The 26803-nt window shown below is 61.6% G+C and carries 10 protein-coding genes and 1 pseudogene; 8 read left to right on the top strand and 3 right to left on the bottom strand.

Annotated elements, in window-relative coordinates:
* Positions 1 to 963, bottom strand: coding sequence for an ornithine cyclodeaminase family protein (locus AC1DYQ_RS07430; RefSeq protein WP_477686244.1), 963 nt, complete (start codon positions 961 to 963; stop codon positions 1 to 3).
* Positions 964 to 1204: 241 nt separating this feature from the next.
* Here AC1DYQ_RS07430 and AC1DYQ_RS07425 point away from each other — a divergent pair, with 241 nt between their 5' ends.
* From AC1DYQ_RS07425 to AC1DYQ_RS07400, 6 genes are all read left to right on the top strand, one after another.
* Positions 1205 to 2095 (top strand): dienelactone hydrolase family protein, encoded by an 891-nt coding sequence (locus AC1DYQ_RS07425; protein ID WP_477686243.1) that lies wholly within the window; start codon positions 1205 to 1207, stop codon positions 2093 to 2095.
* A gap of 449 nt (positions 2096 to 2544) precedes the next feature.
* The gene (locus tag AC1DYQ_RS07420) at positions 2545 to 5589 is read left to right on the top strand and encodes a ShlB/FhaC/HecB family hemolysin secretion/activation protein (protein ID WP_477686242.1); all 3045 of its coding nucleotides are present in this window, start codon (positions 2545 to 2547) and stop codon (positions 5587 to 5589) included.
* A gap of 15 nt (positions 5590 to 5604) precedes the next feature.
* Entirely contained in the window at positions 5605 to 9510 is a 3906-nt protein-coding gene (locus AC1DYQ_RS07415) for a beta strand repeat-containing protein (RefSeq protein ID WP_477686241.1), read from the top strand.
* Positions 9497 to 10378 (top strand): dienelactone hydrolase family protein, encoded by an 882-nt coding sequence (locus AC1DYQ_RS07410; RefSeq protein ID WP_477686240.1) that lies wholly within the window; start codon positions 9497 to 9499, stop codon positions 10376 to 10378. Before AC1DYQ_RS07415 ends, AC1DYQ_RS07410 begins: the two co-directional genes overlap by 14 nt.
* 30 nt (positions 10379 to 10408) lie before the next feature.
* Positions 10409 to 12169 carry a gamma-glutamyltransferase gene (gene ggt / locus AC1DYQ_RS07405; protein WP_477686239.1) on the top strand — a complete coding sequence of 587 codons (1761 nt, stop codon included), beginning with the start codon at positions 10409 to 10411 and terminating at the stop codon, positions 12167 to 12169.
* A gap of 187 nt (positions 12170 to 12356) precedes the next feature.
* Complete coding sequence (locus AC1DYQ_RS07400; RefSeq protein ID WP_477686238.1) at positions 12357 to 12725, top strand: hypothetical protein; 369 nt, start codon at positions 12357 to 12359, stop codon at positions 12723 to 12725.
* Between the two features lie 96 nt (positions 12726 to 12821).
* On the opposite strand, the pseudogene AC1DYQ_RS07395 reads toward AC1DYQ_RS07400, so the two are convergent.
* A pseudogene (locus AC1DYQ_RS07395) lies at positions 12822 to 13100 on the bottom strand (IS21 family transposase); the annotation flags it as partial.
* Positions 13101 to 13722: 622 nt separating this feature from the next.
* On the bottom strand, positions 13723 to 14637 hold the full coding sequence (locus AC1DYQ_RS07390; RefSeq protein WP_477686237.1) for a hypothetical protein: 915 nt from the start codon (positions 14635 to 14637) through the stop codon (positions 13723 to 13725).
* A gap of 545 nt (positions 14638 to 15182) precedes the next feature.
* On the opposite strand from AC1DYQ_RS07390, the gene AC1DYQ_RS07385 reads away from it, so the two are divergent.
* Together AC1DYQ_RS07385 and AC1DYQ_RS07380 are read left to right on the top strand one after the other, a co-directional pair.
* The gene (locus AC1DYQ_RS07385; protein WP_477686236.1) at positions 15183 to 22100 is read left to right on the top strand and encodes a hypothetical protein; all 6918 of its coding nucleotides are present in this window, start codon (positions 15183 to 15185) and stop codon (positions 22098 to 22100) included.
* Entirely contained in the window at positions 22097 to 26797 is a 4701-nt protein-coding gene (locus AC1DYQ_RS07380; RefSeq protein WP_477686235.1) for a hypothetical protein, read from the top strand. The genes AC1DYQ_RS07385 and AC1DYQ_RS07380 overlap by 4 nt, the downstream gene beginning before the upstream one ends.
* The last annotated feature ends 6 nt before the right edge of the window (positions 26798 to 26803 follow it).

Here is a 26803-nt window from a genome sequence, read left to right as displayed (position 1 = left end):
TTAGTACTGGCTTGAAGCGACAGCTTGAGGCAGAGTCCGCCCGCTCAGGCGGTTGACCACGAGTCGCGCAGCGACCAGGTCGCTCAAGCCCACACCCACGGCCTTGAACAGGATGATTTCTTCAGGCGTGCGCCGCCAGTGCGCATCGCTGGCCAGCAGTTCCGGCAAGTCGCTGATCTGCGACGCGTCCAGGCTTTTGTCCGCCAGGCCGATCACGATCTCTCCGGCTTCCACGAGGCTTTGCGGTTTCCATTCAACGATCACGCGGTCGCTGCGCGCCCGGCTGATCTGGTCGATCTCCGTGCCACTGGGCAAGCTGGTTCCTACTGCGCAGATGCTCGCGCCGCGCTTGAGCCAGGCACCGTCAAACAGCGGTTGCTTGGAGCGCGTGACGGTGACGATCAGGTCTGCGCCGGTCACGGCTTCCTGGGGCGTCACCTGGTGAACCCGTGTCTTGTAGCGTTTGGAAAACGCTTCGCAGGCCTGTGAAACATCAACCGTATCCACCACGGCGATCTCGGCAAACCCCATCGTCTCCTGCAGGGCCTCAAGATGGGTGCGCCCTTGTATCCCCAACCCGAAAAGCGCCATTTTTTGGGCGCCGGGCACGGTGATTTTCGGGGCCACCCAGGCCGTCATGCCTGCGGTCCTGGCGCGGGTGATTTCCGCCGCGGGCATCACATGGTGCGTCTGGTCTTTCAAGTCGAACAGGTTGACCAGAAAATTGAACTGGCCATTCAGGCTGGTGTAGGTTTTGTACGCAGCGACGGCGCGGCTTTCCCACAAGGCGCCCATGCCGCTGAGCTTCCAGTTCCCGCAATCGATGCGTTGGCGGGCCTGTATGGATGCATCTCCGGTGCGCAGGGATTCAAAGGCGTGGGGCAGGTCGCGCAGAACATCGCGCCATCCGACGGCATCGCCAACGTCGTCATCTGTGTAGGTGTGGATCATCGGTTCTTTCAAGGTGAGTGATTGTTCAGTAGCCATCGCCGTGGCCATCGGGCCAAGCTCATCCTAAGTTCGGCCACTGCTGTGCCCTTATCAAATTAATGTGAGCCCAATAACCTGAAGTTATGGGTCCCTCTGAAGCGCTGGTCTGCATGTGGCCAACTGTCATCACCAAGGCTTGACGCCGCCGCGTGCTGACGGACATGATTCAAAAACGAATGCAACGGCACTTTTGCTAGCCCCTGAAAGTCGATACATGCACACAGCTGCCCTTCCTCTTTTTCGTCCTGACCTGCAGTCTTTGGCGGCCTTTGCCCTGCTGGTTGTGTCGCTCCTGGCGGCACCGGGCGCATGGGCGCAAAAAGCCCAGGCCGTGAACTTCACCAGTGAAGACGGAAAAACTGAACTGGTGGCCTATATGTATCTGCCGTCCACCCCGGGGCCGCATCCGGCGGTGGTGATGCTGCATGGGCGGGGCGGGCTTTACTCGACCCTGAAGGAAACCTTCGACGGCGACTCCCTGTCGTCGCGCCATGTCATGTGGGGCAAGTTCTGGGCCGAACGCGGCTATATCGGCTTGCTGGTCGACTCCTTTGGCCCTCGCGGCTATGCGCGCGGGTTCGAAGCCGGCACCAACGACGGCAGCCGGCCCGCCAGTGTGAACGAGATCACCATACGGCCGCTGGATGCCTATGCTGCGCTGAAATTCCTGCGCAACCGCCCGGATGTCGTCAAGGACCAGGTGTTTTTGCAAGGTTGGTCCAACGGGGGCAGCACGGCTTTGTCTGCGGCATCCACCCGCGCGCCGGGCATCATGTCGCCCACCGAAGCCACGGGTTTCCGGGCCTTTCTAAGCATGTACCCCGCCTGCGCACAAGTGATGCGCCAATTCCCTGAGTACAAAAGCTACGCGCCCATGCTGCTGCTGATCGGCACCGATGACGAAGAAGTCAAACCCGAACGGTGCGCACAAATTTCGGAGATCGCCAAACGCAATGGCAGCGACTGGCAGTTTGTGCTGTATCCCGGTGTGGAGCATTCCTACGACACGCCCACCAAAAAGCGTGAATCGGTGGAAGCCAACAAACAGGCTGCGATCGACAGTAAAAAGCGCGCCGAAGAGTTCTTCAGGAAGTTCACCCGCTAAGTCGTTCTTTTGCATTAAATTGCCCTCTAGCCCATAGTGGACATGGACTTTTCGCTATCAAAAATGGAGCGTCCGGGGGGCTGGACCGACGCCTGGCGTGGTGTCACCACGAGTTTGTGCCGGCGGCCCGCACCGGTGAACGTCTGAGCCCGCGCAAGCGCCCAGGACGCCCTGATGCGATCACCACGGGCCGCAATTTTTTAATCCTTCACTTCTTGCAGCGGCAGGTCTTGCGGCGCAGCCGTATCCGCGCACGCTTGTTGCGGCCCTGACCCTCGGCCACAAGCCCTTCTGCCTCACTTTTATGAGGTGATCAATAACCTGAGGTTATGGATATGGGCGGGTATTTCGAACTGGCGATTTCGGGCGATTGCCCGTCCAATATCCGTCAGGGGAGCAGGCCTTGATGCATGGCGCGGATGCGGCTGCCAGCCTTTCAAGAAATACAGATGCAAGCAATCAAAGTGAAAAGGCCCAAAGGCCGCCCGTTCAAACCCAGCGTGATTGGTAGCTTGCTGGCCTTGTCCGGCTATGGCGCTTTGGCGCAAGTGCCCGATGCGGGCCGCATGCTCGAGTCGATCCGGGAGCGCGCGCCCGGCGTGAGCAACCCGGCTCCGGCGGAAACCCCGGCCGTGATTGAGCGGCCTGCCGATGAAAAAAGCCTGCCCGCCACGGACTCCGGTGTGCGGATCGTGGTCAGGCAGTTTGAATTCAGCGGCAATGACTCCATCGACGCGCAGATCCTGGCTGCGGAGCTCGGCGACTTCACGGGCCGCGAAATTGGCTTTGACGCGCTGGCCGACGCCGCTGCGCGCATCACCCGCTTCTACCGGGCGCAGGGCTACCTGGTGGCACGCGCCAACTTGCCCGCGCAGGACATTGCCAACGGAACGGTGAAGCTGGAGATCCGGGAAGGGCGTCTAGGCACCGTCGCGGTCGAGCCTGCGAAGGGCGTTCGCCTGGATGAAGGCGTCATCCGCCGCTTCATCAATGACCTGACCCCTGGCGCCGTGATCCGCGAAGCCGATATCGAACGCTCGCTGCTGCTGCTCACCGACTTGCCGGGCATCACCGTGCGCTCTGTGCTTCGCGCCGGCGCGCAGCCGGGAACGGCCGACCTGGTGGTGCGGGTGAGTGAGAGCGCGCTGGCGCAGGCAAGATTCGGTTTTGACAACCAGGGCAACAGTTACACCGGGCGCAATCGCCTGACGGTAGAGCTATCGGCCAACGACTGGCTGGGCCTGGGCGAGGCCTGGAGCGTGCGGGGACTCACCACCTTTGAAGGGCTGACGGCGCAGACGCTGGGCGTCTCCGCGCCGATAGGCGGATCCGGCCTGCGTGCAGGCGTGGGCTACACCAACCTGCTCTACAAGATAGGCCGCGACTTTGCGCCGCTCGAGGCCCACGGTGAAGGCCAAAGCGCCAGCGCATTTCTGGCATATCCCTTCATCCGCAGCAGGCAGTCCAACCTTACAGGCCAGCTGACGCTGGAGCACAAGTCCTATATCGACCAGATCAACCAGGCCGGCGTGGATGTCAAAAAAACGAGTTCACTGGGCCGCTTTGATCTGTATGGCGACTGGCGTGATGGCCTGGCGGGCACCGCGGCGCTGACGAACTACTCACTGGGCTTCACCCACGGCAACCTGAGCCGGGACACGCTCTCTGATGCCGCCTTTGACGACCGTTCGGCCCGCACGGCAGGCAATTTTCACAAGCTGAACTGGTCGCTTTCGCGCCTGCAGGCCTTGCCCGGCGGCTTCACGCTGTACGCGTCGTTCTCGGGTCAGCGTGCCTCCAAAAATCTCGATTCCTCGGAAGAGTTTTTTCTGGGCGGCATGAACGGTGTGAGAGCCTATCCGCAGGGCGAAGGCGCCGGCGACGAGGGCTGGGTCTCAAGGCTCGAACTGCGGCGCTCGCTGGGGCGTCTGGGCGGGTTCGGTGTGGAAGGCTTTGTCTTCTACGACGCCGGGCGCGTGCGTATCGACAAAAATCCCTGGGATCCCACACAGGCCAGCAACCACAAGAGCCTGCAAGGCGCCGGCCTGGGCGTGATCCTTACCCGCCCCAAATCCCTGACCGTCAGCCTGGGCGTCGCGTTCAAGCCGACGAGCACGCCCAGCAGCATCGAGGCCTCGCACAGTCCGACGGTGTGGATACAGCTCAGCGGCGCGCCGCAAGCCTTTGCAGGGCTCTCGTCGTCGGGCTCTGATGACCCGGACCTGAGCCAAGACCGGTTCGAAATCTTCGGTGGCTTCGGCCTCGAATTCGAGCGTATAAGCCGTGATGGTGCGACCGACGCCGGCCCGCGCGGCGCCACGCAGTCGGCCACGCCCACAGGCAGGCAACTGCCGCCCTACACGCGCTACAGCGACCCGTCGTCTTCGATCGGTGTGCGCGGCGCTCTGGGGCTGGGCGATGGCCTTGAAGCCTTCTGGCAGGTTGAAGCTGGCGTGGCCTACAAGTACGTGCCGAAGGACGGCGCCACCTCTTCACGGCCCGAATCCAACGCCTCCACCTCCCTGCAGGACGCCGGTGTGGGGCTGCGCAGCCCTGATTGGGGTGCGGTGCGTTACGGTCAGTGGACCATGCCGTTTCGCGACATGACCGCAAAGTTCGATCCCTTCAATGACTACGGCATTGGCGGCGCGGGCGGCATCATCGGCTCGCCCGGCCTCGGCGTCGGGTCGTCCAGCGCCCCCGGACCGGTGACCAATGCGACCGATGCCAACAACGACGACGCGGCCTTCATTCGCCGGCAGCCGGGTGTCTGGCAGTACGCATCGCCGGAGTGGAACGGGCTGTCGGCGCGCATCGCGTATTCCAACAATGGCCGCAGGGCCGCGCCGGATCTGGGCTCTGGCTCGGTCTGGGGTTTCAGCGGCTCGTATGTCATTGGCGCTCTCAAGCTGGGCCTGGCCTACGAGCAGCACAACCAGTACTTCGGCATCGCGAGCCTGGGGCGCAACAACCGCGGTGTCGGTTCTTCCGCCACCGCCGTCACGCAAGGCACCTCGTCGCGCGACTGGGCAGCCAGTTTCGGCGCCAGCTACACCGTGGGGCGCACCACGTTCTCCATGCTCATCGACAAGCTGGCCTATTCCGAATCGGATGTCGTTCCCGGGAACACGGTGCTTGATTTGCAAAGCTATCGCCGCCGCGCCCGGCTGTTCGGCGTGACGCACACCATCGGCCCGTGGGAGCTGCGCGCCAGCGCAGGCCGTGCCTCTGCCGGCAGCTGCGATGTGGTGTCCAACGATCCGGCCTTGCGCTCCTGCTCGACGGCGGGTTTGGGCGCGACCATGGTGGCTGTCGGCTTCAACCGCACCATCAGCAAAAACCTCAGCGTCTACGGCACCTTCTCCCGCATCCGCAACGACGGCTCGGCCAGCTACAACTTCCGCACGGGTGCGGTGTTTGCTTCCGCCGGCAACTCACCCGGCGTCGGCGCCGATGTGCTCGGTTACGGGCTGGGTTTCAAGTACAGGTTCTGAGAAAGAGAGTCCTCCATGCGCTCCATGCACGCTACTCATAGTCGCCGCTTTCATCCTGTCCCGACTTCCATCATGCTGGCGGTCTTCGCCTTGCAAGGTGCCACCGCGTTCGCTGACTCGCTGCCGGGCAATGCCTTGCCGACCAACGGGCAGGTGGTGGCCGGCTCAGGCACCATCGCCACGTCGGGCAACGTCCTCACCGTCAACCAGGCCAGCGACAAGCTGACGACGCACTGGGACAGCTTCAACATCGGCTCGGGCGCAACCGTCAATTTTGTGCAGCCCTCCAGGTCGTCCATCGCGCTGAACCGCGTGATGTCCAGTGACCCGTCGCGCATCTACGGGCAGCTCAATGCCAACGGCCAGGTCTTTCTGGTCAACGCGGCCGGTGTGCTGTTCGCGCCTGGCTCCAACGTGAATGTCGGCGGGTTGGTCGCCAGCACGCTCGATATTTCCAACGCCGACTTCGCCGCAGGCAATATGCGCTTCAACAAAACATCTGGCGCCACAGGGCAGGTGCTCAACCAGGGAACGCTCACCGCGAGCGAAGGCGGGTACGTCGCGCTGGTTGGCCCCCAGGTCAGCAATGAAGGCAGTATCACCGCGCGCATGGGCACCGTGGCCCTGGCAGCGGGCAATGCCGTCACGCTGGACATGCATGGCGACGGGCTGATCAACCTGCAGGTCGACGGCGCGGCGCTGTCGGCGCTGGCCTCCAACAGCGGCGCCATCCAGGCCGATGGCGGGCTGGTCATGCTTGCGGCCCGCTCCGGCGGCGACCCGCTGGCAACCGTGCTGAACAACAGCGGCACGGTGCAGGCCCGAAGCCTCACCAACAAAAACGGCGTGATCAGGCTCGAAGGGGGAGAAACCGGCGTCGTCGCTGTGAGTGGCACGCTCGACGCTTCGGGCTACGGCACCGGCCAGGCCGGCGGCACCGTCAAGGTCCTGGGTGACAAGGTCGGCTTGTTCGCGGGTACCCGCGTCGATGCGTCGGGTGACGCGGGCGGCGGGGCCGTGCTGGTAGGGGGTAACTGGCAAGGCTCTGGCAGTGAGCAGCGCGCGAGCGCAACTTTTATCGATGCAGATGCCCGAATCAAGGCCGACGCCGTCACCACCGGCAACGGCGGCAAGGTCGTGGCCTGGTCGGACGAGAGCACGCGTTACTACGGCACCATCAGCGCCAAGGGCGGCTCCACCAGCGGACACGGCGGCAACGCCGAAGTGTCGGGCGTCGGTTTCCTTGACTATTCGGGCACAGCCGACCTGACGGCCGCGCACGGCAACGCGGGCTCCTTGCTGCTGGACCCGACCAACATCACGATCTCGTCGGGCGCCAATACCGCGACATGGAATGGCAGCAATACCTTCACCGGTGCGGGCGCTTCGTCCGTCCTCAACACCACCACGCTGGTCAACCAGCTGGGGACGGCCAACGTGACGGTGAGCACTGCCAGTGCCGGTGCATCGCTGGGCGACATCACGGTTGCCAACGCGGTGAACTACAACGGTGCCACCGACCGCACACTGACGCTGCTGGCCAATCGCGACATCAATGTCAATGCGAACATCACCTCGGGCACGGGCAAACTGAACGTCGTGCTCAACTCGGCCTCGGCCGGCGGTGCGGCGGTCGGTTCTGTCTCCATCGGAAGCGGCGCGCAGATCGTGACCAATGGCGGCAACCTCACCATAGGCGGCGGCCCGGACCCGACCACCGGCTATGCCACCGGCGGCGGCGTCACCACCATCGGCTTTCGCATGGTGGGCGGCGGCAGCCTGCTCAGCACCGGCGCGGGCAACATCATCATCAATGCCAAAGGTGCGGCCGGCCAGGCGTTCTCGATGGCCACCAGCGCCAACACGATACAAACCACCAGCGGCAACATCACCATCAACGCCCGTAACGCCGGTGCCACCGCCTTTGGTATGAACAGCGGCACCAACATCATCCAGTCCACCGGCACGGGCAACATCACCCTTAGCGCCGAGTCCACCGGCGCTGCGCTGGGCCTGACCATGGGCTCCAGCGGCACCAACACCATCCGCGTGGCAGACGGCGTGCTGATGATCGACGCCAAATCGACCGGCTCCAGCAGCGCGCTGGCGCTTGGCTCCGGCACCAACACCCTGCAAGCCACCGGCACCGGCCGGCTTGCGTTGACCGGCACATCATCGGGTTCGGGCAATGCCGTGTCGCTGATCACCGGCACCAACCTGATAAGCACAGGCGGCGGCGACATCGCCATCACGGGCAATGCCACGGGAACCGGCAGCGCCATCGTGCTGGGCGATGGCGCCAACCTGGCCAAGGTTGAGGCCACGGGCGCCGGCAACATCACGCTGGTGGCCAATCGCCCCGTGGCGATGAACCTGGCCACGCTCAGCTCCGCCGGCGGCAATATCAATGTCTCGGGCATAGGTGCGGGGGCAACGCAGGGCATTTCGCTTACCGGGGGCAGCAAGATCCTCACCTCGGGCGCCGGCGGCATCACCCTCTCGGCCAGCAACGCCGGCGGCAGCGCCATGCTGGTGGGCTCGGGCGCCAATCTGGTGGAAGCCGCGGGCAACGGCAACGTCACGCTCAATGTGCAGTCCAGCAACGCAGGCTCCGGCTCGGGCCTGTCGATGGGCAGCGGCGGCACCAACGTCATTCGCACCAACAATGGCGCGCTCACCATCAACGCCCAATCGGCCGGCACCAGCAGCGCACTCGCTTTAGGTTCAGGCAGCAATACGCTCGAAGCCACCGGCGCGGGAAGCGTGGCTTTGTCGGGCACCGCCACCGGCGCCGGCAACGGCATCTCGATGGCCGGCGGCACCAACCAGGTCAAGTCGAACAGCGGCAACCTGTCGCTCACCGGCGCGGGCACTGGCGGCGGTGATGGCATCACCTTCGGCTCGCTCAACAACTCGGTGCTGTCGCAGAGTGGGAACATCAGCTTGAGCGGCACCAGCAGCAGCGGTGTCGGTGTCTCCATGGCCACCGGCATCAACCTCGTGCAGGCCGGCGGGCAAGGCAGCCTGGCCGTCACCGCGCAGTCGGCCGCCACCGGCGCGGGCTCAGGGCTGGGCATGGGCACCAGCGGCACCAACACCTTGCGCACCGCCAACGGCGCCCTCACGGTCAATGCGCAATCGGCGGGCACCAGCAGCGCGCTCGCCCTGGGCTCAGGCACCAACACCATTGAGTCCACCGGCAGCGGCGCCGTGACGCTGGCAGGCAAGGCCCTGGGTTCAGCCAATGGTGTTTCACTGGCGGCCGGCGGCACCAACACGCTGCGCACGGTGAGCGGAGATCTCTCCGCCTCCGGCACCGCCATGGGCAGCGGTGACGGGATCAACATTGCCAGCGGAAAAAATTCCGTCCTCACGCAAAGCGGCAACATCACCCTGGCCGGCGTTGCTGCCGGTTCGGGCACCGGCATCGCCATCCGGCCCAGCACAAACGTGGCCACCATCGAAGCCACAGGCGCCGGCAACATCACCTTCAAGGCCGACAGCTACGACAGCTCTCCTACTTCCACTGGTACCGGCTCGGTGCGTATTGCCAGCGCGGGCGGCGTGCTGGGTATTGAGCAACTGACGCCGGGCGCCACCATCGGCATCGGCGAAAACGCCGTGGGCACGTTGAACTGGGACGGATCCGAAATTGCACAGGCTGCTTCCGGTTTCTCGTCAGTGCGTGTGGGAAACATGTTCTCCGGCGCCATTGACGTACGGCCGCCGTCCTTCCCCGCGCCGCTGGTATTGCCGGTCAGGTCTAGCGATGCGACGCGCCAGCAAGCGGCCATTGTGGCGTCCACCTATGCCGAAGCGGTCGAGCCCGCGGGGGAGCATGATTTCAGCGGCACCACCTTGGCCTTGCGCAGCGAGGAGCCTGAGTTGCTGAAAGTGGAAGGCTTCGATGAAACTCGCTGACCTGAACCTTATGGTTCGTATTGCTTGCCTGGCCGTGCTGGCAGCGGGTCTGTCGCTGCCTTCGCATGCGCAGGAGAAGGTGCAGTTCCCCAGTCTTGACCGCTGGCAGGGCAGTGAACGCCTGGTGATCGACGGTTACCTCTACAAGCCGGCGGCCGAGGGCCGCTTTGTCTCGCTCGTCATGTTTCACGGCTGCGCGGGTGCGCTGGGAAACAACGGCCGCATCACGCAGCGTTTTCGCGACACGGCCAAACTCCTCAATGGCATGGGCTACGGCGTGTTGCTGGTAGACAGCTTCAACCCGCGTGGCGAGCGGCAGATCTGCACGGTAACGCCCAAAGCCCGCGCCATTCAGGAAGAGCAGCGCTGGCTCGACGCCTATGGCGCCGTCGAATACCTCAACACACGCCCAGACGTGGTGCCGGGCAAGATCGGCGCCATCGGGTTTTCGCACGGCGGCACGGCAGCCGTGCAGGCGATGAATGCCGAGTTGCCCGTCAAGAAGCAGGGCGCACCTGGTTTTGCCGCGGCCGTGGCGATGTACCCGGGCTGCGCCTCGACGCTGGCGGGCAAGCCGGACTACGTGGCCTATGCGCCGCTGCTCATCCTGGCCGGTGAGCTGGACGACTGGACGCCGGCGCGCTACTGCCAAAAGCTGGCCGAGCGCAGCAAGGGGCGGGGCGAGCCCGTCGACATCGAAATCTACCCCGATTCGTACCACGGCTTCGACGAGCTGAGCGCCGTCAAGGTTCGCGAAGACGTGATACGCAGCGGCAAGCCCGTGCACGTGGGCGGCAACGCGGCAGCGCGCATTGCGGCTCACCAGAAAATTCGCGAGTTCTTCGCCAAACACCTGCCTGCTCATTGAGCGGGCGCATTCATGTCACAAGGAAAGATGATGCGTTTACACAAAAAAGCCCGCGCACTGGCAGGGTTAGGCCTTGCGTTTGTTGTCTCGCAAGGTGCGCTCCACGCGCAGTTGCTGCCGCCGCAAGACGTGGCGCCCGAACCGTCGTCGGGCTACACAGAAAAGAAGGTGGTCACCGCGCGCAAGTTCATGATCGCCACGGCCAACCCGCATGCGACACGGGCCGGCGATGAAATGCTCAAGGCCGGCGGCAGCGCGGTTGATGCCGCCATTGCCGCCGCCATCATGCTAAACCTGACCGAGCCGCAATCGTCGGGCATAGGCGGCGGTGCGTTCATCCTGAGCTTTGACGCGGCCGGTAAATCCGTCAATGCCTATGACGGCCGAGAGAAGGCGCCCGCCACGGCGCAAGGGGACCGTTTCCTCGACAGCAAAGGCAAACCCCTTCCGCTTCGCGACGCCATCAACTCCGGCAAATCCGTCGGTGTGCCCGGCTTGCTGCGTGTGATGGAGCTGGCCCACCAAAAGCACGGCAAGCTGCCCTGGGCCAAACTCTTTGAGCCCACCATCCGCCTGGCCGAAAGCGGCTTTCCGGTGTCCGAGCGCCTGCACACGGTGATCAAGCTCGACAAGACCTTGCGCGCCAACGCCAATGCCAAGGCCTACTTCTACGATGCCGCCGGCGAACCGCTGGCAGTCGGTGCGACACTCAAAAACCCGGCCTTTGCCGCCGTGCTCAGGCGCGTGGCCAAAGAAGGGCCGGACGCTTTTTACAAAGGCGAAATTGCCCGCGATATCTCAGTCGCCGTCAACAGTCAGGCGCAACCCGGCGGCATGACGGTGCAAGACATTGCCGCCTACCAGGCCAAAGAGCGCACGGTGCTGTGCGGCACCTACCGCGCCTACAAGGTCTGCGGCATGCCGCCGCCATCGTCAGGCGGCATCGCGGTGCTGTCCATGCTGGGCTCGCTAGAACGCTTTCCGATGTCCACCGTGCGCCCGAACTCTGCAGAAGCCGTGCACCTCTTTTCTGAAGCTGGCCGCCTGGCCTACGCCGACCGCGACTATTACGTCGGCGACCCTGATTTTGTGAACGTACCGGCCACCGCGCTGGTCGCGCCGGACTACCTCAAGACGCGCAGCGCGCTGATTCGCCCGGACGCCAGCATGAAGCGCGCGGCGCCCGGTGTGCCGGCCGGCGTCAAGCTCGCCTGGGCGCCTGATGAATTGTCTGAAATTCCCGCCACCAGCCACATCTCTGTGATCGATTCCGCCGGCAACGCGGTCTCCATGACAACGACGATTGAGGCCGTGTTCGGCAGCCACATCATGGTTCACGGCTTTTTGCTGAACAACCAGATGACCGACTTTGCGATGGCGCCGGAAGAAAACGGCTTGCCGGTGGCCAACCGCATCGAAGGCGGCAAGCGCCCCCGCAGCACCATGTCACCCACGCTGGTGTTCGACGCTGCCGGCAAGCTGAAGATGACGGTGGGTTCGCCCGGCGGCAGCGCCATCATCAACTACGTGGCCAAGACCTTGGTGGGCGTGCTGGACTGGAACCTGGACATCCAGCAGGCGATCTCGCTGCCCAACCGCGGCAGCCGCAACCGCGCGACCGAAGTCGAACTGGGCACCGAACTTGAGAAACTGGCCGGCCCTTTGAAAGCGATGGGCCATGAGGTGCAAGCCATCGAGTTCACCAGCGGCCTGCAGGGCATTGTGGTGACACCCGGCGGCCTGAGCGGCGGCGCCGACCCGCGGCGCGAAGGGTTTGTGATGGGGGAGTAAGCACTGGGCACAAGCTGCCCTGATTTGTCGCGCTGTAAAGCGATCCTGTTTCATGGCACTGGTTTACGGTACGCGCTATCTGCGAAGATAGGCGCCGTTCAACCGCATGCCGTGACCCAGGAGCGCCCATGCCACACCGCATTTATCACGTCGAGTTTTCAGCGCGGCAGCTGGCAGGGTGCTTTCAATGACAGCGGGGCAACTCGGCTTCGGCTTTGACTACGAGGCCTTGGCGGCCGCGCAGGCTGCAACGCCTGCCAAGGTTCGCCAGGCCAAAGCGCCACCAACACCAGCCGCGGCTCCCTCTTTGCCGGCCCTCACCCCCGAGGCCATGGCGCTTGAACTCGAGCGCTACCCGGATTACCGCGTGCTCAGGCGCTTGGTGCCGGTAACGCATTTTGACCATCGCCCTGCGGGGCCCATCGCCCGCATCGTGATCCTCGACACCGAAACCACCGGCCTGGATGCGTCACGCGACAAGGTCATGAAGCTGGCGCTGGTTTGCGTTCAGGTCGATATCCAGACAGGGCAGGCCATAGGCCCGGTAGAGTGTTGAATTCCACTGAAGTCTGACCCGAGTTTTCCATCGAATATTGACCCACACTCTTTGTGAGCAGAAGGTGCTCACGATGTGGATAAGTTCTTGGTTTTCTCCTTTTTGGGCTGAGTCTGTGTGGATCTGCCTCAAAGTGCGCCGCTGTTTCCGCGATTTTGTTGCCTCGATTGCCAGCCAGGTGGCCAGCTTCTCGGCATAGGGATCGAGCTTGCTTGAGCTGACCCGCCGCGGGTACTTGGCCTCGGTCTCATCGGACCGCAGGTGCTTCTTCACTGTGTTGCGAGCCAGGCCTGTACGCCTGGAGATCTCGCGGATGGACATCTGATCCCTCAATGCCCAACGTCTGATGACATTCAATGTCGCCACGTCTATCACTCCTAATTTCCCCTGCTTTTAAAACAAGCAGGGTAGTGCCTACGTGGGTCAGTTTTGGATGGAAATTACTGCGACAACTGGATCAGATTTCGACGGAATTCAACAGCGGGGCCCTTTGATCCAGAAGCTCGCTATTCATCTGCTTGAAGCACTTGACTGATCCGGGATCACACCGATACGACGGCACTTCGGCGACAAGCTCCGCCGAAAGCCTGGCGAGGCAAGCCGATTCTCACGGCGGCACGTCGATCAAGAGCTGTCATGACGAGAAAAACAAAGTCAGCTCCTGTATGTGAATTGCCGTAACGTGGGCCGCGTAAGAGTCCACGTCCAGTTTCAAGCCCGCTGCGAGCGGGCTTTTCTACGACTGCATGTGTCTGACCCCCCTCGGGTCAGACTTCAGCGCAATTCAACACGAAAACATTCTGGCGATCCTTCAATTGCCCCAAGCTCCACTACTTAGATGATCAAAAGCCGTTTACTGATGTCCAGTAGACGGCTTTTCCAGTGGAAGGTACGGATTTTTGACCAGTGAACGTCAAAATCATTCAATACGAGTTACGACTGTTTTGGAGCGCTCTGCAAATCGTGCGCTTCGAGGCGCGCTGCGAACCCCGACTTGCTACTTCGGGGCTGGAGCCGCTTTGGCCTCTACAACATAAGTCGCAGCGCTTCCTGGCGTGAAAGTGAGACTGAAACGGGCCAACCCGTGCGGAAAGAGTTTCTCCTTGCCGGTGTACGACTGCAGGGAGTCCAGACTTTGCTTGAGGGCTGCCGACAGCGTCGCGACGTCGTCACCTGCTTGGGGCTGTGAGTCGAGAATTCCGGTGAGCGGCCAACCGGTTGCAGTTAGGACTTCATCCACTTTGGTCCGATAGGCCGGATCGCCATTACCGTTGTAGTTATAGGCCCCTTCAAGAAGTTCCGCACGGCTAACATCACCGAACAGATAGAACTCTCGAGCTGGTGCGGCACGCTTGTTGGTTTTCCAGACCAGGTGGGGAACAGCCCAGTAAAAACTCATGGTGCTGTTGAAGGCGGGATCGTCATGCCCCTTCGACACCGATCCAAGGCTGCCGACCTTGGCGGCCGCTGGCACCTTGTCCTTGACCGCATTCGGCAGCTGGTTCGCGTTGAGGTTGGATGCGCCAGGACCGCCGACATACCTGTCGAATACGGTGCCGCTATTGGCCAGTTGCGGCCACCAGGCATCCGCCGGATTTCCACACTGCATGGGGTCTCGCGCGGGCTGGTTCCCGATTCCGGTTCCGTGCTTGCTTTCTACCCACGACATGGCACGCACCAGCCGGGTGATCCTGTCTATGTCCGTTGCATTCAGTACCGCGCCCGCTCCTTTGCGGAACTGCATGAATTGTTGCCAGAACAATATGGCTGCGCTTGCAGTCGCGGCAAGTGGCTGCCAGGCAGCGGCCTCCTCTGCCGTGGGGAAAGCTGGTATTGCTACCTTCAAGGTTCTGCCGGTCTTCTTTTTCCTGGCCGGAGCGGCGATGCCCTTGGTGATCTTCCTGCTTGCCATGCTTCCTCCCTTATGTTGTGCCCGCAAGCTTCGCATGACTTCCTGAAATATTCAAGACGCCGGAATCATGGATAACCAGCGGTTTCCTCAAGACGCCAAGATTCTTAGGGCTCGAATGAAATAATTTTTTTGGATGCCGGATATTGTTTGCATGTCCAGACAACCGCGCGCGCGGTGAGTAAGTACCTTGACAACAGCCTACGGCCAAACTCAAATGTGTCCGAGGTGTGGGAATAACTATCAGACATGGGTGGACGCCGTCCCGGGCGGTCCTTCGCGTGCGCAGAGGAGGAAACGATGAGCCATTCAGAAGCGAATCTTGCCAAGGATCGCCCGGTAGAGCCGCGGGCGGCTGACGCAGTCTACGAGCGCGGCACAGGTCCTTCATGCGGTCTGCGGGTCTTCGAAGGGCGGCTTTCATGCTGAATCTTCGATGGCTAAGACAGTCGGTTTTACAAGTTGCGTCAACCGGCGATGCTGACCAGCGAGAACCTCTCCCGATTTTTGTTCATCCTTTCAGCCGCCGCTCCTTGCTGCAGGCGGGCGTGGCGAGCTCATCGGTTTTGCCGGCAGCAGCGCTTGCACTGCAACGCAGCGCCGACATTGCTGCTTATTCCAGAGACGGCCGCTTCACGTTGCAATATGGTGGAGCAACCGCATGGGCAGTCGATCCCGCCTGGTTCGACGGCGATGCACGGCTGACCCACTCCATCGCGCCAGACAGTTTTACCGTTTCACTGTCGGGCGCGAGTTTTGCGGGGACGGGCCTGCGCTGCGATTTCACGATGGCTTGCAAGCAGCACGGCGGCAACTGGAGCGCAGAATTTACCTTCCCCACCCTGGATGGTCGTGCCAGCGTCGATCTGGCCGCCTGGCTGCGTGGCGACACGGTGGTGATGACGCGCGTGCGGGTGCCAGCCAGCATCGGTGGCTGTGGCGGCCTCGCCAGCCGCATCGCCGGGCAAGCGGTGCTTTCTTTTTCAAGTGCATGGACGCTCACGCTGGACGGCGTAAGCATTGCGGCGGTCAGAACCGCTCGGGGATCTGCGGCTTGTGAAAGCGTCTCGCTGAGCTTGCCCAAGACCTCACTCGACAGCCTGATCACAGAGCCAGTTTTACGCCGGTCGCATGTCGCCTTCGACGGCGCGCAAGCCGGCGCCCTCATGCCCAGTACTGAAAGGGTCGCCATCGTCAGCGAGGCTGGCAGCCGGATGACGGCCGAGTTCGCCCGCTTGTCCAATGATCGTCTGCTCGTTGCAGCATTGTTCAGTCCACAAAGCAGTTCGCATGCTGGCGCTGCAAGCGCCATTGTTGACAGTTCCTCTGAAGGCGGCGGGTTGCAGTTGCCCGTCGAGGATTTTCGTGTCGTGGAACTGCATGGGGCGGCAGAGCAGAGCAAGGCGCTGTTTGCACGCCTGCGCCAAGGCACGCAATGGGCCAGTGCAGGCAGCGCCAGCGCGGAAGTCACCGTTGGTTCGCAGGCCTCGCTTGAGACGAGCAGCAAATGCACCGGCCTTGATGCACCCCTTTGTGAACTCAGGATGGCCGAGCTGGCCGTGTCGCGTTTGTATATACCTTTCGTAGGTGCGGATGTGGCCTATTTTGCCGAACGGCCCCCATCTGGAAAGAAACCGCCCGACTCCCTTGAAGTGATTCGTCACGACAAGCTATCTTTCTTCAGCGATGGCGTGATTGACCTGAACGATTTCGATCTCATCGTGCGCCGCACCGTCGATGGCTTTGGGGCGGTGTTTCGCTTCAAGGGCATACGATTGGCCGCCCGGCACGGCCAATGGACGCTGGCTCGGAGCGCTGGCGCTAACGACCCCTGCGAAATCGAGTTTGAACTGCCGTCGCAGCATTTGAATGAAGAAGCGATATTTTCCGCGTCACGTCCAGGCCTGAGCGACGCGTCCCAAGAGGTACTCTGCGCGCCTGTGGATTCGGCGCAAACACGTGTTCTGAACTACATCGCACGTGAATCGATGAAGCCTTGGAACGCAACGCCTCCTGCGGTAAAGGCTTTCCTGGAGAGCTTTGTTGTCCGCCTGATTCGCGACGCAAGTGCAATGAAGCAATCGGTGGGCGAGTCTGCCGGTCTTACCTTTTTGAACAACGTGAAGGCAGGCATCGCGAACGCGAAGGATCTTCCGAGAGCATTTGCCAAATATCTGAGCCCGCAGTACGCGCAGGCCACATTCGACGTTTTTCAGGCACTTGACTCCACGAAGCAAGACGCGATCCGACAAGCCGCAGCCATCGGCGATGAACCTGGCAAGGACGTGTTTTCAACATGGCGCCCACGCGCCGTGGATAGCGCGCCGAGCCGCCTTGTTTTTTCCGTCGACCTCAAATCCAACGAACACATTCCCTTCTCGCTGCGCGCGCTGATGGCGTGGTCCGAAGATAGCGATGAAGGCAAGCTTGCAGGCGCGCGTTTCAAGGAGAAACTGTCCACACGCGCCATACCGCCGACAGCGCCGCTGGAGGTCCAGGAAAATCTCTCCACCGAGACTGGGCGCCCATTGATCGGCATTCACCAGCTGTCAGCAAAGGGCGACGGCGAACGCGTCACAGCGCTGGAGTTGCCTTACCGCCTGGCGATCAGCCCGATTCGCCGAGAGGCCGTAGGCGGCAAGCCGCCACCTGCCTACTGGCGTGCCAGCAGTCCGCCGCAGGAGGTATGGGGAAAGTCAATTTCCCTGTGGCATTTGCGGGCCGGTAAGCCGGGCGGACCCCCGCTGCAGCTGCGGGCACTCAGTTCTCCGGATTTCGATCTCAGCAAAAATGCCTTCCTCAGCCCGCCTGCGCCCTACCTTGCCAATGCAGGGGAAATCCGCGCATCGCTTGACCGTCACGACCGGTTTAACTTTGTCGCGCTGAGCGGGGGGTTTGGTCAGACTGCCTTGCTGGGAAGTGCATCGGTGGTACCGAGGACCTCGGTTAAGGACGACGAAGGACTTTTCATACCTCAACCGATCCAGGCCAAAAGGCTCATCCTCACAACGCCAGGCGCAAGCTTCGACTTCGACACGCAATGGGATCCGCCGGGCGGCAAGAACGGCGCGCTGACCGTTTCCAAATGGGAACACCACGCACGAATACGGCGCGACTCCGCCGTAACAGTGGAGTACCGCGGCTTTCTCATGCCGCTGGGCATCCCGGCCGTGTTCATCAAACGGACCACACGCGAATTCAAACGCGATGGCGCGGGAAAAGAAAGCTATCGCGCAGTGCTGGTGCAGCGTTACAGCATCCGCGTCGATGCGGTCGAGATGTCCTATCCTGCGCTGGACCAGCCCTTCGATTCACGCGACTGGTTCATGCGCAAATTGCGCGTGATGCCGTTGGAAACGCCGCCGCTGTTGCCGCCCGAGCAAACCGCCGAGAGCCAGATTGAAAGCGAGCCGGGCAAGAGTTTTGGAAGGCAGGCATTCTGGCCGATGATTCCCGCCAGTCCCTTGTCGGTCAGCTGCAGCGACGGCAAGCTGTTTGAATTCACTGTTGAAAACGACACGATCGCCTTCAGCGCGCCGCTGGTTTTTGTCGACAACCAGATTGCGCACACGCCCGACCGTCTGGCGGTGGTCATCAGGGCATACGCGAAGCAAGTCATCGCTCGCAAAGGCGAACTTTCTGCAGTCGGCGGCGGAACGCTTCCGGTAAAAAAAGCACTCGCAAGAATCACCAAAGGCGAACTCGAATACCTTCCCGGCGCAGGAAGCCGCAACAGCCGGCACATCACACGCTGGTTTGCGCTGGGAATAGGCCTGCCGGCCGGGACACTTTCCGGTGCCGCAAATTCAGTCCTTCCCGATCTCGACGAAGCCGCTTCTAAGCTATCCAGCACGGATAAGCTGACGTTCAATCCTGAGCGCGAGCGCAAAAAGCAGCCGCCGTTCTATCCCCGCCTGTCGCAGGCATTGATTGAATCAGAACTCCTGTCACGTCTGTCCGGCAGCGGCGTGCGCCGCAACAACATCGATTACCACCCGGTCTTCATACGAGCAGCTTTCGACGAGACAGAAAATAAGGGAGGCGTTTTCGCGCGGTTCATCGACGGCGGCGCGACCATGAGTTTTGGCGGCAACACGTCCCAGTCGGGTGGCGCGTTTTCTCCTAGCACCACCATGATGGCGTTCACCCGCGACCACGGGCCTGTCGGTGGCGCCAGCCCTTCATCAAACCGGCAACCCGTCGCTATCCTCGCGAGCCCGCGTACGGCGCTACAGTCTGCATCCGCCTCACCGACCAGCGATCCGGTGGCAAAGTTCATGAAAGGACTATCGGACCCGGTCGAGTATTTCTGCCAGACGATGGGCAACGCCAAGCTTCTGGGCTGCGTGCGGCTGGTTGATATCGTGAAGACCGCGCTGCAGGTTACCGGCACACAGGTTCCGCGCATCAACCAGCGGGAGATTTTTGACGGCGTCATCGATGCGATCCGGCCTGTGCTGCTCGACGCATCTGCCGGGCCTGTGAGGGTGCTGCAAGATGTGCTGGATACACTGGCAAGACCCGATATGTCTGCCGAAGTCGCCGCGAAACTGGCACCGCCTGTTCAGACAGCGGTGGACGCGCTGGAGTCAGCGCGTGCAGAACTTCAACAGGCATCACCGCGCCCCGAAGTGGTTGCCGCTTTCGTCGCCGACGCCTATGCAGCGCTGCGCGCTTTCCTGGACGACGCCAACAACCTGGCGAACAACCCGCTGGCACTATTGCCACCTGCCGCGGCGGCGACTTTCGCACAATTGCGGTCCATCCATGAGCAGCTCCTGGCAGCAAGGCAGGCGCTTCGCGACCTGCCAGAGCAACTCAAGGCCGGTGCACTTGCCCTGCTTGCAGAAGAAGTCAGGAAGGTGGAAGCGCGCGCCGTAGCCAGTCCTGAATTCCATGCGGTGCTGGATTGGGTTCTCATGATGAAGGCGGAACTTGCCCGCATCGAAAAAGCTGCGCGAGACCGTGCCTGGGCCGAAATCTCGTCAGCACTGGGCGCACTGGCCGGGCCAGTGGCCGAGCTGCGCGGCTGGCTGGCTTTCTGCCGTGCCGCTACCGATGCCTTCAGGAATCAACTCCATGCGGCCATAGCAACCCTGCTCAAGCCGCTGGCGGACCCCAAGGCGGCGGTGGGAACTGCTATCGACAACGCTCTGGAAAGGCTGTCCTATATCCAGAAAAGCGTAGAAGCTGTCTTGCCGAACCTTCGCGGCAATCATGCAGCCGCTCGTGCCGCGACCGACGCCTTGCATGCCATTGTGCAACTTCGCGAAATCCTGCTCACCTTTGCACCGATGCTCAAGCGCATCGACGACGCTCTGGCAAAACCGGATATTGCCGTCGACATAGCACTCTCATCTGAGTACCTGCTCAAGTTCGAGGCCATGCTGCGCAAGACCGGCGAACTGATTGGACTGCTGACGCAAGTCGAGCCGATGCAAGTACGCAGCAAGCTGGTTATCTTTACCACCACCACCATGCTGCCGGGCAATGAACTGGTGGATCATCTGGCTTCCACACTGGCTGACACTTTCACCGCCCTGAAGCTCGCCCCGGCACTAAGGGACGCAGCGGATGCAATTGAAAAACTCGACATAAAGGTAGACAAGAAGCCCGCAGCCTTCAAGACGCGCACCGTCGAAGTTCTGAAGCAAACAGCAGACCAGATCGAAAAGCTGAACTTGAAGGAATCGCTCAAGAAAGAGCTGGGAAATATCAGCGACGCGTGGGTGGAAGGGGTTGAAAAACAGCTCACGGCGATGCTGTCATCAGCGATACCGCAAGCGGCTGCACTGATGGCTGCAGTTGCTCAATGGGAGAGGCAAGTGGCGGCCGCACAGGCCGCGTTGATTTCTGCCACACAACCAGTTTGCACGATATTGGCGAAATGGAAAAAGCCAGTCATCGGGCCCGACGAAAGCGCATGGGTTTCGCCAGACCTTCTTTCTCGCCTGGACAAGCTCGACATGCTCATCGTGAAGGCACAAGGCACATGCAAATCTTTGGCTACTTTCGATGAAGTCACACGCGCAGCATCCGATGCGACCCGCATTGGCGATGAAGTTACCGCGCTGGCGGGCTACCTGGGCGAAAAAATCACTGGCGGCGGCCTGGGCGATCTGGTCAACATGAAGGCACTGGTCGAACAGGCCATCGCAAAAATCGGCTTGCCGACCAAGCTGCGTGTGAGCTATGAATGGCGTTGCAACATCGACGACTTCCCACGTGGCGGTGCGGCGGTATTTCGACCGGTCAAAGGCGCAGGCACCGGTCCGGGAGGCCACCCACAACTCAGCATCACCTCCGTCACCGAAGTCGACCTGCGCAACCCGGGTGCGCCGGTCACAAGGGTCAACGGAACCATAGATCAGTTCGATGTCAACCTCTTCGGCTCGGCGTCTTTCCTGATCATCAAGTTTGCGCCGGTCACCTTTACGGCGGGCAACTCCAGCTCGCTGAAATTCGATATAGAAATCCGTGAGGTGCTCTTCGGCCAGGCCTTGAATTTTGTCAATGATCTTGCCAAGTACGTCGGCGCCGAAGCAGGCGTGTATGTACAGGCGCTGCAAGGCCGGCCGGGCTTGGAAATCGGCTATCGGTTTAACCGCGACGTCATACAGCTGGCAGCGTTGACCTTGCAAAACGTGTCGTTTTCGATTGCCGTGCAACTGCCGTTCGACAACTCGCCAGTCCGCTTCAAGGTTGCGGTCGGCACCAGACAGATGCCTGTGCTGGCGTCCGTCGGCATCTATGGTGGCGGCTTTTTTGTGGCCCTTACCATGCGGGCTGACACGATGGAGCTGCTGGAGGTCTCTTTCGAGTACGGCGGCGTGACCGGCTGTGAATTCGGCGTTGCCAAAGGCACTTGCAAGATCACAGCGGGCATATACCTTGCGCTGGGTGTGCGTGACGAGATCACCGGCTTCTTCTCGGCGAGTGGCGCTTTCACCATTGCCCAGCTCATGCGTGTAGGCGCGGCGCTGCTGGTGAGCTTGAAGAAAGAAAAGTCTTCATTGGTAGGCACGGCGACCTATACCTTCTCGTTTTCGATTGGGTTTGCCGAATACTCCTACTCGGTCGGCGTCTCCTACGCCAAAGGCGGCAGCAGCGATATGGATACGTCAGCCGACGGCACCAAGACGCCGCCCGAGTCCCAGGGGCAGGCCATTGTCAACAACCAGGTTACAGACATCGATTACCGGATGCTCAATACCGCAGAACCAGATTCGAAGTCCCTGCAATCCAGCCTCAGAAACAGGAAGGTAGCAAGCAAGGAGTCCGAGCGGGCGGACTACAACCTGGACATTGAAGAGGCCGCGTCAACGCCCCTGAAGCCCGCGCCGCTGCAGCGCGGGCTGGCCGATGCGGCCGTGTGGTCCACCTACTGGAGTGCGTTCTCGGACCTTGACGGCGCGATAGATGACGAGCTGTGCCCCGAAACAAAGACATCAAAGACAACATCATGAACAACGAAGAACGAGTGCACCTGCAGCGCGAGACTTTCGATAAATTCTGCGCCTGGCTTCTCATACCGCACGGCAGGAAAGAGGCGTCTGCTACCGGCGCGGTGCGTTACAACGCGCGGTTGATGTTCAGGCAAAGCGGATTGAGCATGTCCAGTCAGGACGTCGCGGTGCTTGGCGAAGTGTTTGCCAACTGGCCGGAGTTTTTATCGCGCAGCAACTGGCAGCCCAATGTCTACAAGGCAGACGAAAATCTCAAGGTTTGGCGGCTGAAGCCCGATACGACGCGGGATCTGAAAAGCCTCTACCAGCGCTATTTCGAATCGCTGGATTCGAGAGACTCAGGTGCAAAGACCAGATGGAAAAACCGGCTGTTCGAAGCAAAGGAAATCTGGCGCGCCGCGTTTCCCGAAGCTGGCCGCAAATGCGTGGTGTATGCATCGCCCAAGCCTGACGACGCCACGACCAAGCCGCACTCCGAGACCGCCGATTTTGTCGCAGGCATCTATGGCGGCCTGCACGCGCTTTCAGTTGCGGTAACGCGTCTGGCACCAGGCCTTCCGACCCACGCGGGCGTAAGGGCCTACAACCTCAAGGATTCGCGGGAACGGCTGCTGCGTGAAGGTAGCCCGATGGTTGCCAATCTGTCACAGTTGAGCGATAGCCTGAATGGCCCAGCAGACCGCCGCACTACAAGGGACAGTCTTCGCCCCAATCGCGAACCACCTGCACAAAAAAATGTGCTGTCAAACTGGCTGTTCAACGCTGCGCCCAGCAACTCCGTGTGGAAATTCGACAAACGGGTGGGCGAAACCGGCAGGACGCTGCGTGGCGATTCAGCAGTCCAGAAACTGTTCTCGTGCCTGCACTGCTCGACGCCGGACAACGAAAAAACAAGGCAGGACATCGACAAAGTTCACGGCGCGCGCGATCAGGTGGATTCCATCGAGATTGCCAGGGAGATACAGAAGATCGCGCACCATGGCTGGTTGATGCGCCATCTGGGTCTTGTCCTCGAGATGACGATAGCAGACAGCGAATGGGAAGAGGCGCCCCGCGTTGTCGCAGGTTCTTTTCAGCCCGGAGTGGTGGTGGCTGATGCAGAAGGTCATGCCGCTCCCAATCCTGCGCGTGAAGTCGGCCTGCCGCAACGCGCGGGAGTCATTGAGCTGGGCCCCAGGTCCGGCAAACGCTTTAAGCTGCTGCAGCTGGACGTCGAGACAGCAGCCCGCAAGCTGGTGCAGGCGGCGTCTACCCAGAAAGCGCAGGAAGCTGCAGGGGCCGAACCAGATGTACTGCGCTATGAAACTTCTGCGCAAGTCAGCAATGGCATCACCCTCGTCGACACGGACAACGTGGGACGCGAAAAAAGCCTGAAGCGTCAGCAGGCCCCCGTGATCGCGCAAGCCACTGGTCATAGGCTGCTGTATGCCGAAGACATTACAAGCGGCATACGGCCTGACGTGCGCACGCAGACGGTACGCACGCAAACGGCTCCCAAAATCACACCGTGGAAATCACTGACTGGCTGGAAAATCAGGGATGCGCGTATCAACAGCCGCGACATCACGGGGCACTTCAACCGGGTGGAGGCCGGCGAGTCAGTGGTTGGTGCGTCAAGCCGCATGGTGGCCGCCGAAGACGGCAAAGGGGAGGTCAAGCCTGGCGCCATAGGCTTTGAAACGCTCTTTACCTGGGACGGCTGGAGCCTTGCTGCAGGCCACCCTGACCCAGGCGCGGACGGGCGGCAACCCGCTTTTCTCAAACTGGAAGTTGGTGATCTGGTGGTGACGCTGGCGGCCAGCGGAGATCTTCCCGCGCTGCGTGTCGGTCGTGGATACCAGGTCGCGGCACGCGCCGTTTACCTTGACGGCGTAGGCCCCAGCCTTGATGACGCTCGCTTGCGCTATCGATGCGAGGGTTATCAATATGTGGTGGGGCTGGACCCGGAGACTGGCGACGCGCAAGCTTTCTTTCCCTGCATGCGCTACGAGGTCCTGCTGCCTCCAGCCATTCATCTGGGCGAGCACCTCGACTACGCCCGCTTTCCGCAAGCTTCCGCCAGCAAGGCGGTGCTGGCGACCTCGTCCAATCCAGCGCATGTGAACAAGCGCGAAATCCGGTATGTGGTGCCGCCCGCGATTTCGCTGGAGCAGGCAGTGGCGCTGGGTCAATACGATTCGGCCGCCATGCGGCAGGGCCCGCCTGTGAGCGCATTCAAGGGTGTATGCCTTACACGCAGCGGCCGCGTGCCCAACGCATCAAGTCCGGCGTTCGATGGCGAACCTAGGCCCACGCGCGGATCGAGCGCAGGCGACAAGTCCGACACGCTGTTTCGCCGCTCGCCGCTGGCGCGTGACCCGGTGATCCCCTACCTGCCCGACCCGTGGGCGCGCATGGTCATCATTGCGGCCTATCGCAGCGGCGACAACGAACTGCTCGCCGCAGAGTGCCATGACTACTATGAAAAATCCGGCATCGACGCATGGCCGCAGTGCGAGCCCTTGAAAATCGAGATTGTCCGTTCACAGGACTACTACATCAGCGTTCCGCAAAACAGTGGCTCAGCCAAAGGCCGTGTCGACTTCAAAAAAGAAGGTGGCACGCTGAAAGTCATCATCCCGCCTGGCGAAGACTTGCGCCTGCACCTGTGGCATGAGATCGATGAAGACATGCTGGAAAAGAGCGCCATCGTCGACCAGATGGCCGCCTATCTTTACAGCGCGGATGGACAGCGCTGCTGCGAGCAAATCGGCATCACGCAGCGCACAGGTAACCTTGAACAAACACGCAAAGCATTGATCAACCGGCTCTCGCAGTGGCAGGAAATGCGTGACCATCCGATCCGCAGGGAGATGTCCCGCCTGCGCGCCAAGGGACTTACCAACATCACATCGTTCGGCATGATCAACCCGAGCCAGGAACTGCGTGTGGTGCACGCTGTGGAGCAGCCGCTGGCGCCGCACTTTCTATGGTCCGGTCTGCCCAGTGAAGAAGTTGCGCCCAATGTGCGGGAGCAGATGGTCATGGCGATGCCGTTCGAAAGATTGCTTCCCTTCGAACAGTCTTTCCGGCTGGCGCGCGAGCCAGGGCGCAGCGATGCGGTACTGCGCGGAGATCTGCGCATCGATCGGCAATCGACTGCGCGCGTCGATATTGCCCTGTCGTGGAAAGACTTTACCGACCGCATTGAAAATCCGGCTCCAGTGCAGGAGAGCAAAAACGCAGTCGTGACCATAGACCATTTGCCGGCGATGTTGAAAAAGTCGCTCGATGCAGCACCCAACTCCCGGGCCTATCCTGACCAGGCCCCCGACCACGACCTCATCCTGCTCGACGGCGTCAGGTCGCAACTCGGCAGGATAGCAAACGAAGACCTCGGCGAGCGCCGCCTGACGGTCGGCTTCGGCGATGGACGTGCCCGCGTGGTCGATCTCAAAGCCGTCGCGCAGAGCCGTTTTGCTGCAGAGTTTCCGAAGAACGCCCATGCCCTTTCGGAAGCTGGTGTGATCACGCAGATGGTGTGCCCGGCCACCGTCGTGCCGCCCCCGCCAAACGTGGATTTTGTGATGCCGCAATACCGCTGGCTGCAAAACAGCAGCGGACACACAGCGCATGAACGAGTGGGTGGCTGCTTTCGCGTGTGGCTCAACCGGCCGTGGTTTTCATCCGGCGTGGACGAGCGTCTGGCAGTGGTGTGCTGGCCACCGGAGATGTTTGACAAGTCGTTTCTCAAGCGCAGCGTGCATGCGGCGGTGGCCGACTTCTGCGGCATCAACCGCGACCCGCCAGTCTTTCTTGAACCCTTCGTCACGCGCTGGGGTCTCGATCCGCTGTGGTCGAAGGATCGCGGTTGTGTGGGCTCGATACCGCCAGAGGCGTTTCGCAACCACGTTTGCGACGTCAGTGATATCGCCGGGCGGAGAAAGTCGGAGGCGTGTTTCCCGGTGGTCGATTTGCGGGAATGTGAAGCGATGAAACCGCATATCGAAAGCTACCAGGCTGGCAGCGCCAAGGTTGCGCTGGTCTTGTATGCGCCCAAGTACGACACGGCGAGCCGCCGGCACTACGTCGACATACAGATCGACGAGCAGTACGCGTACTTTCCGTTCGTGCGCCTCACGATGGCGCGCTACCAGCAGTACGCCTTGCCCGGTTACGAGCTGTCCGAGATCTCTGTGCAGGAGTTTGTGCAGTTGCCGCCGGGCCGCAAGACGAGCGTGACAGTGAAGCGGGAAAGCCGCACGCACAACTCCGCCACCGTCAAGCTGGCGCTGGAGATGCGCGGATCCGCGCCCGGCCCGGTAGCCCCGCTGGACGTCGAACAGCCTGGGCGCGAATGGAATACTTTCGTGACCGCACGGCTCGACTACCTGCCGAAAGCCGTTTGGGAATCCATGCGCAGTTCAGTGCCTGGTGAACTTGGCATGCACGGCGTCGCGTGGGTTCCGCAGTTCAGCACCACCGTGCTGCTGGTGCGAGACAAAGCGCGCGGCCGATGGACTTTGTCCAAAGACGATGCAGACTTCAAGCCAGTATTGAGCGACGCGAATGTTTATTCAGTGCTCATAGAAGAGTTCGAACGCGGTTGGGAAGATACCGCTGACAGGAGCGCCGACGAGGCTAGCAGCGCGATTGCAGTTCGCCGCTCTATCCGGCGGGTATTCAGTGACCGGCTCTTGCTGCCGGACCAATCGTGACAACAC

The organism is Polaromonas sp. P1_F4 (genome assembly GCF_056405675.1).
This window is presented reverse-complemented; position numbering and strand designations above follow the sequence as displayed.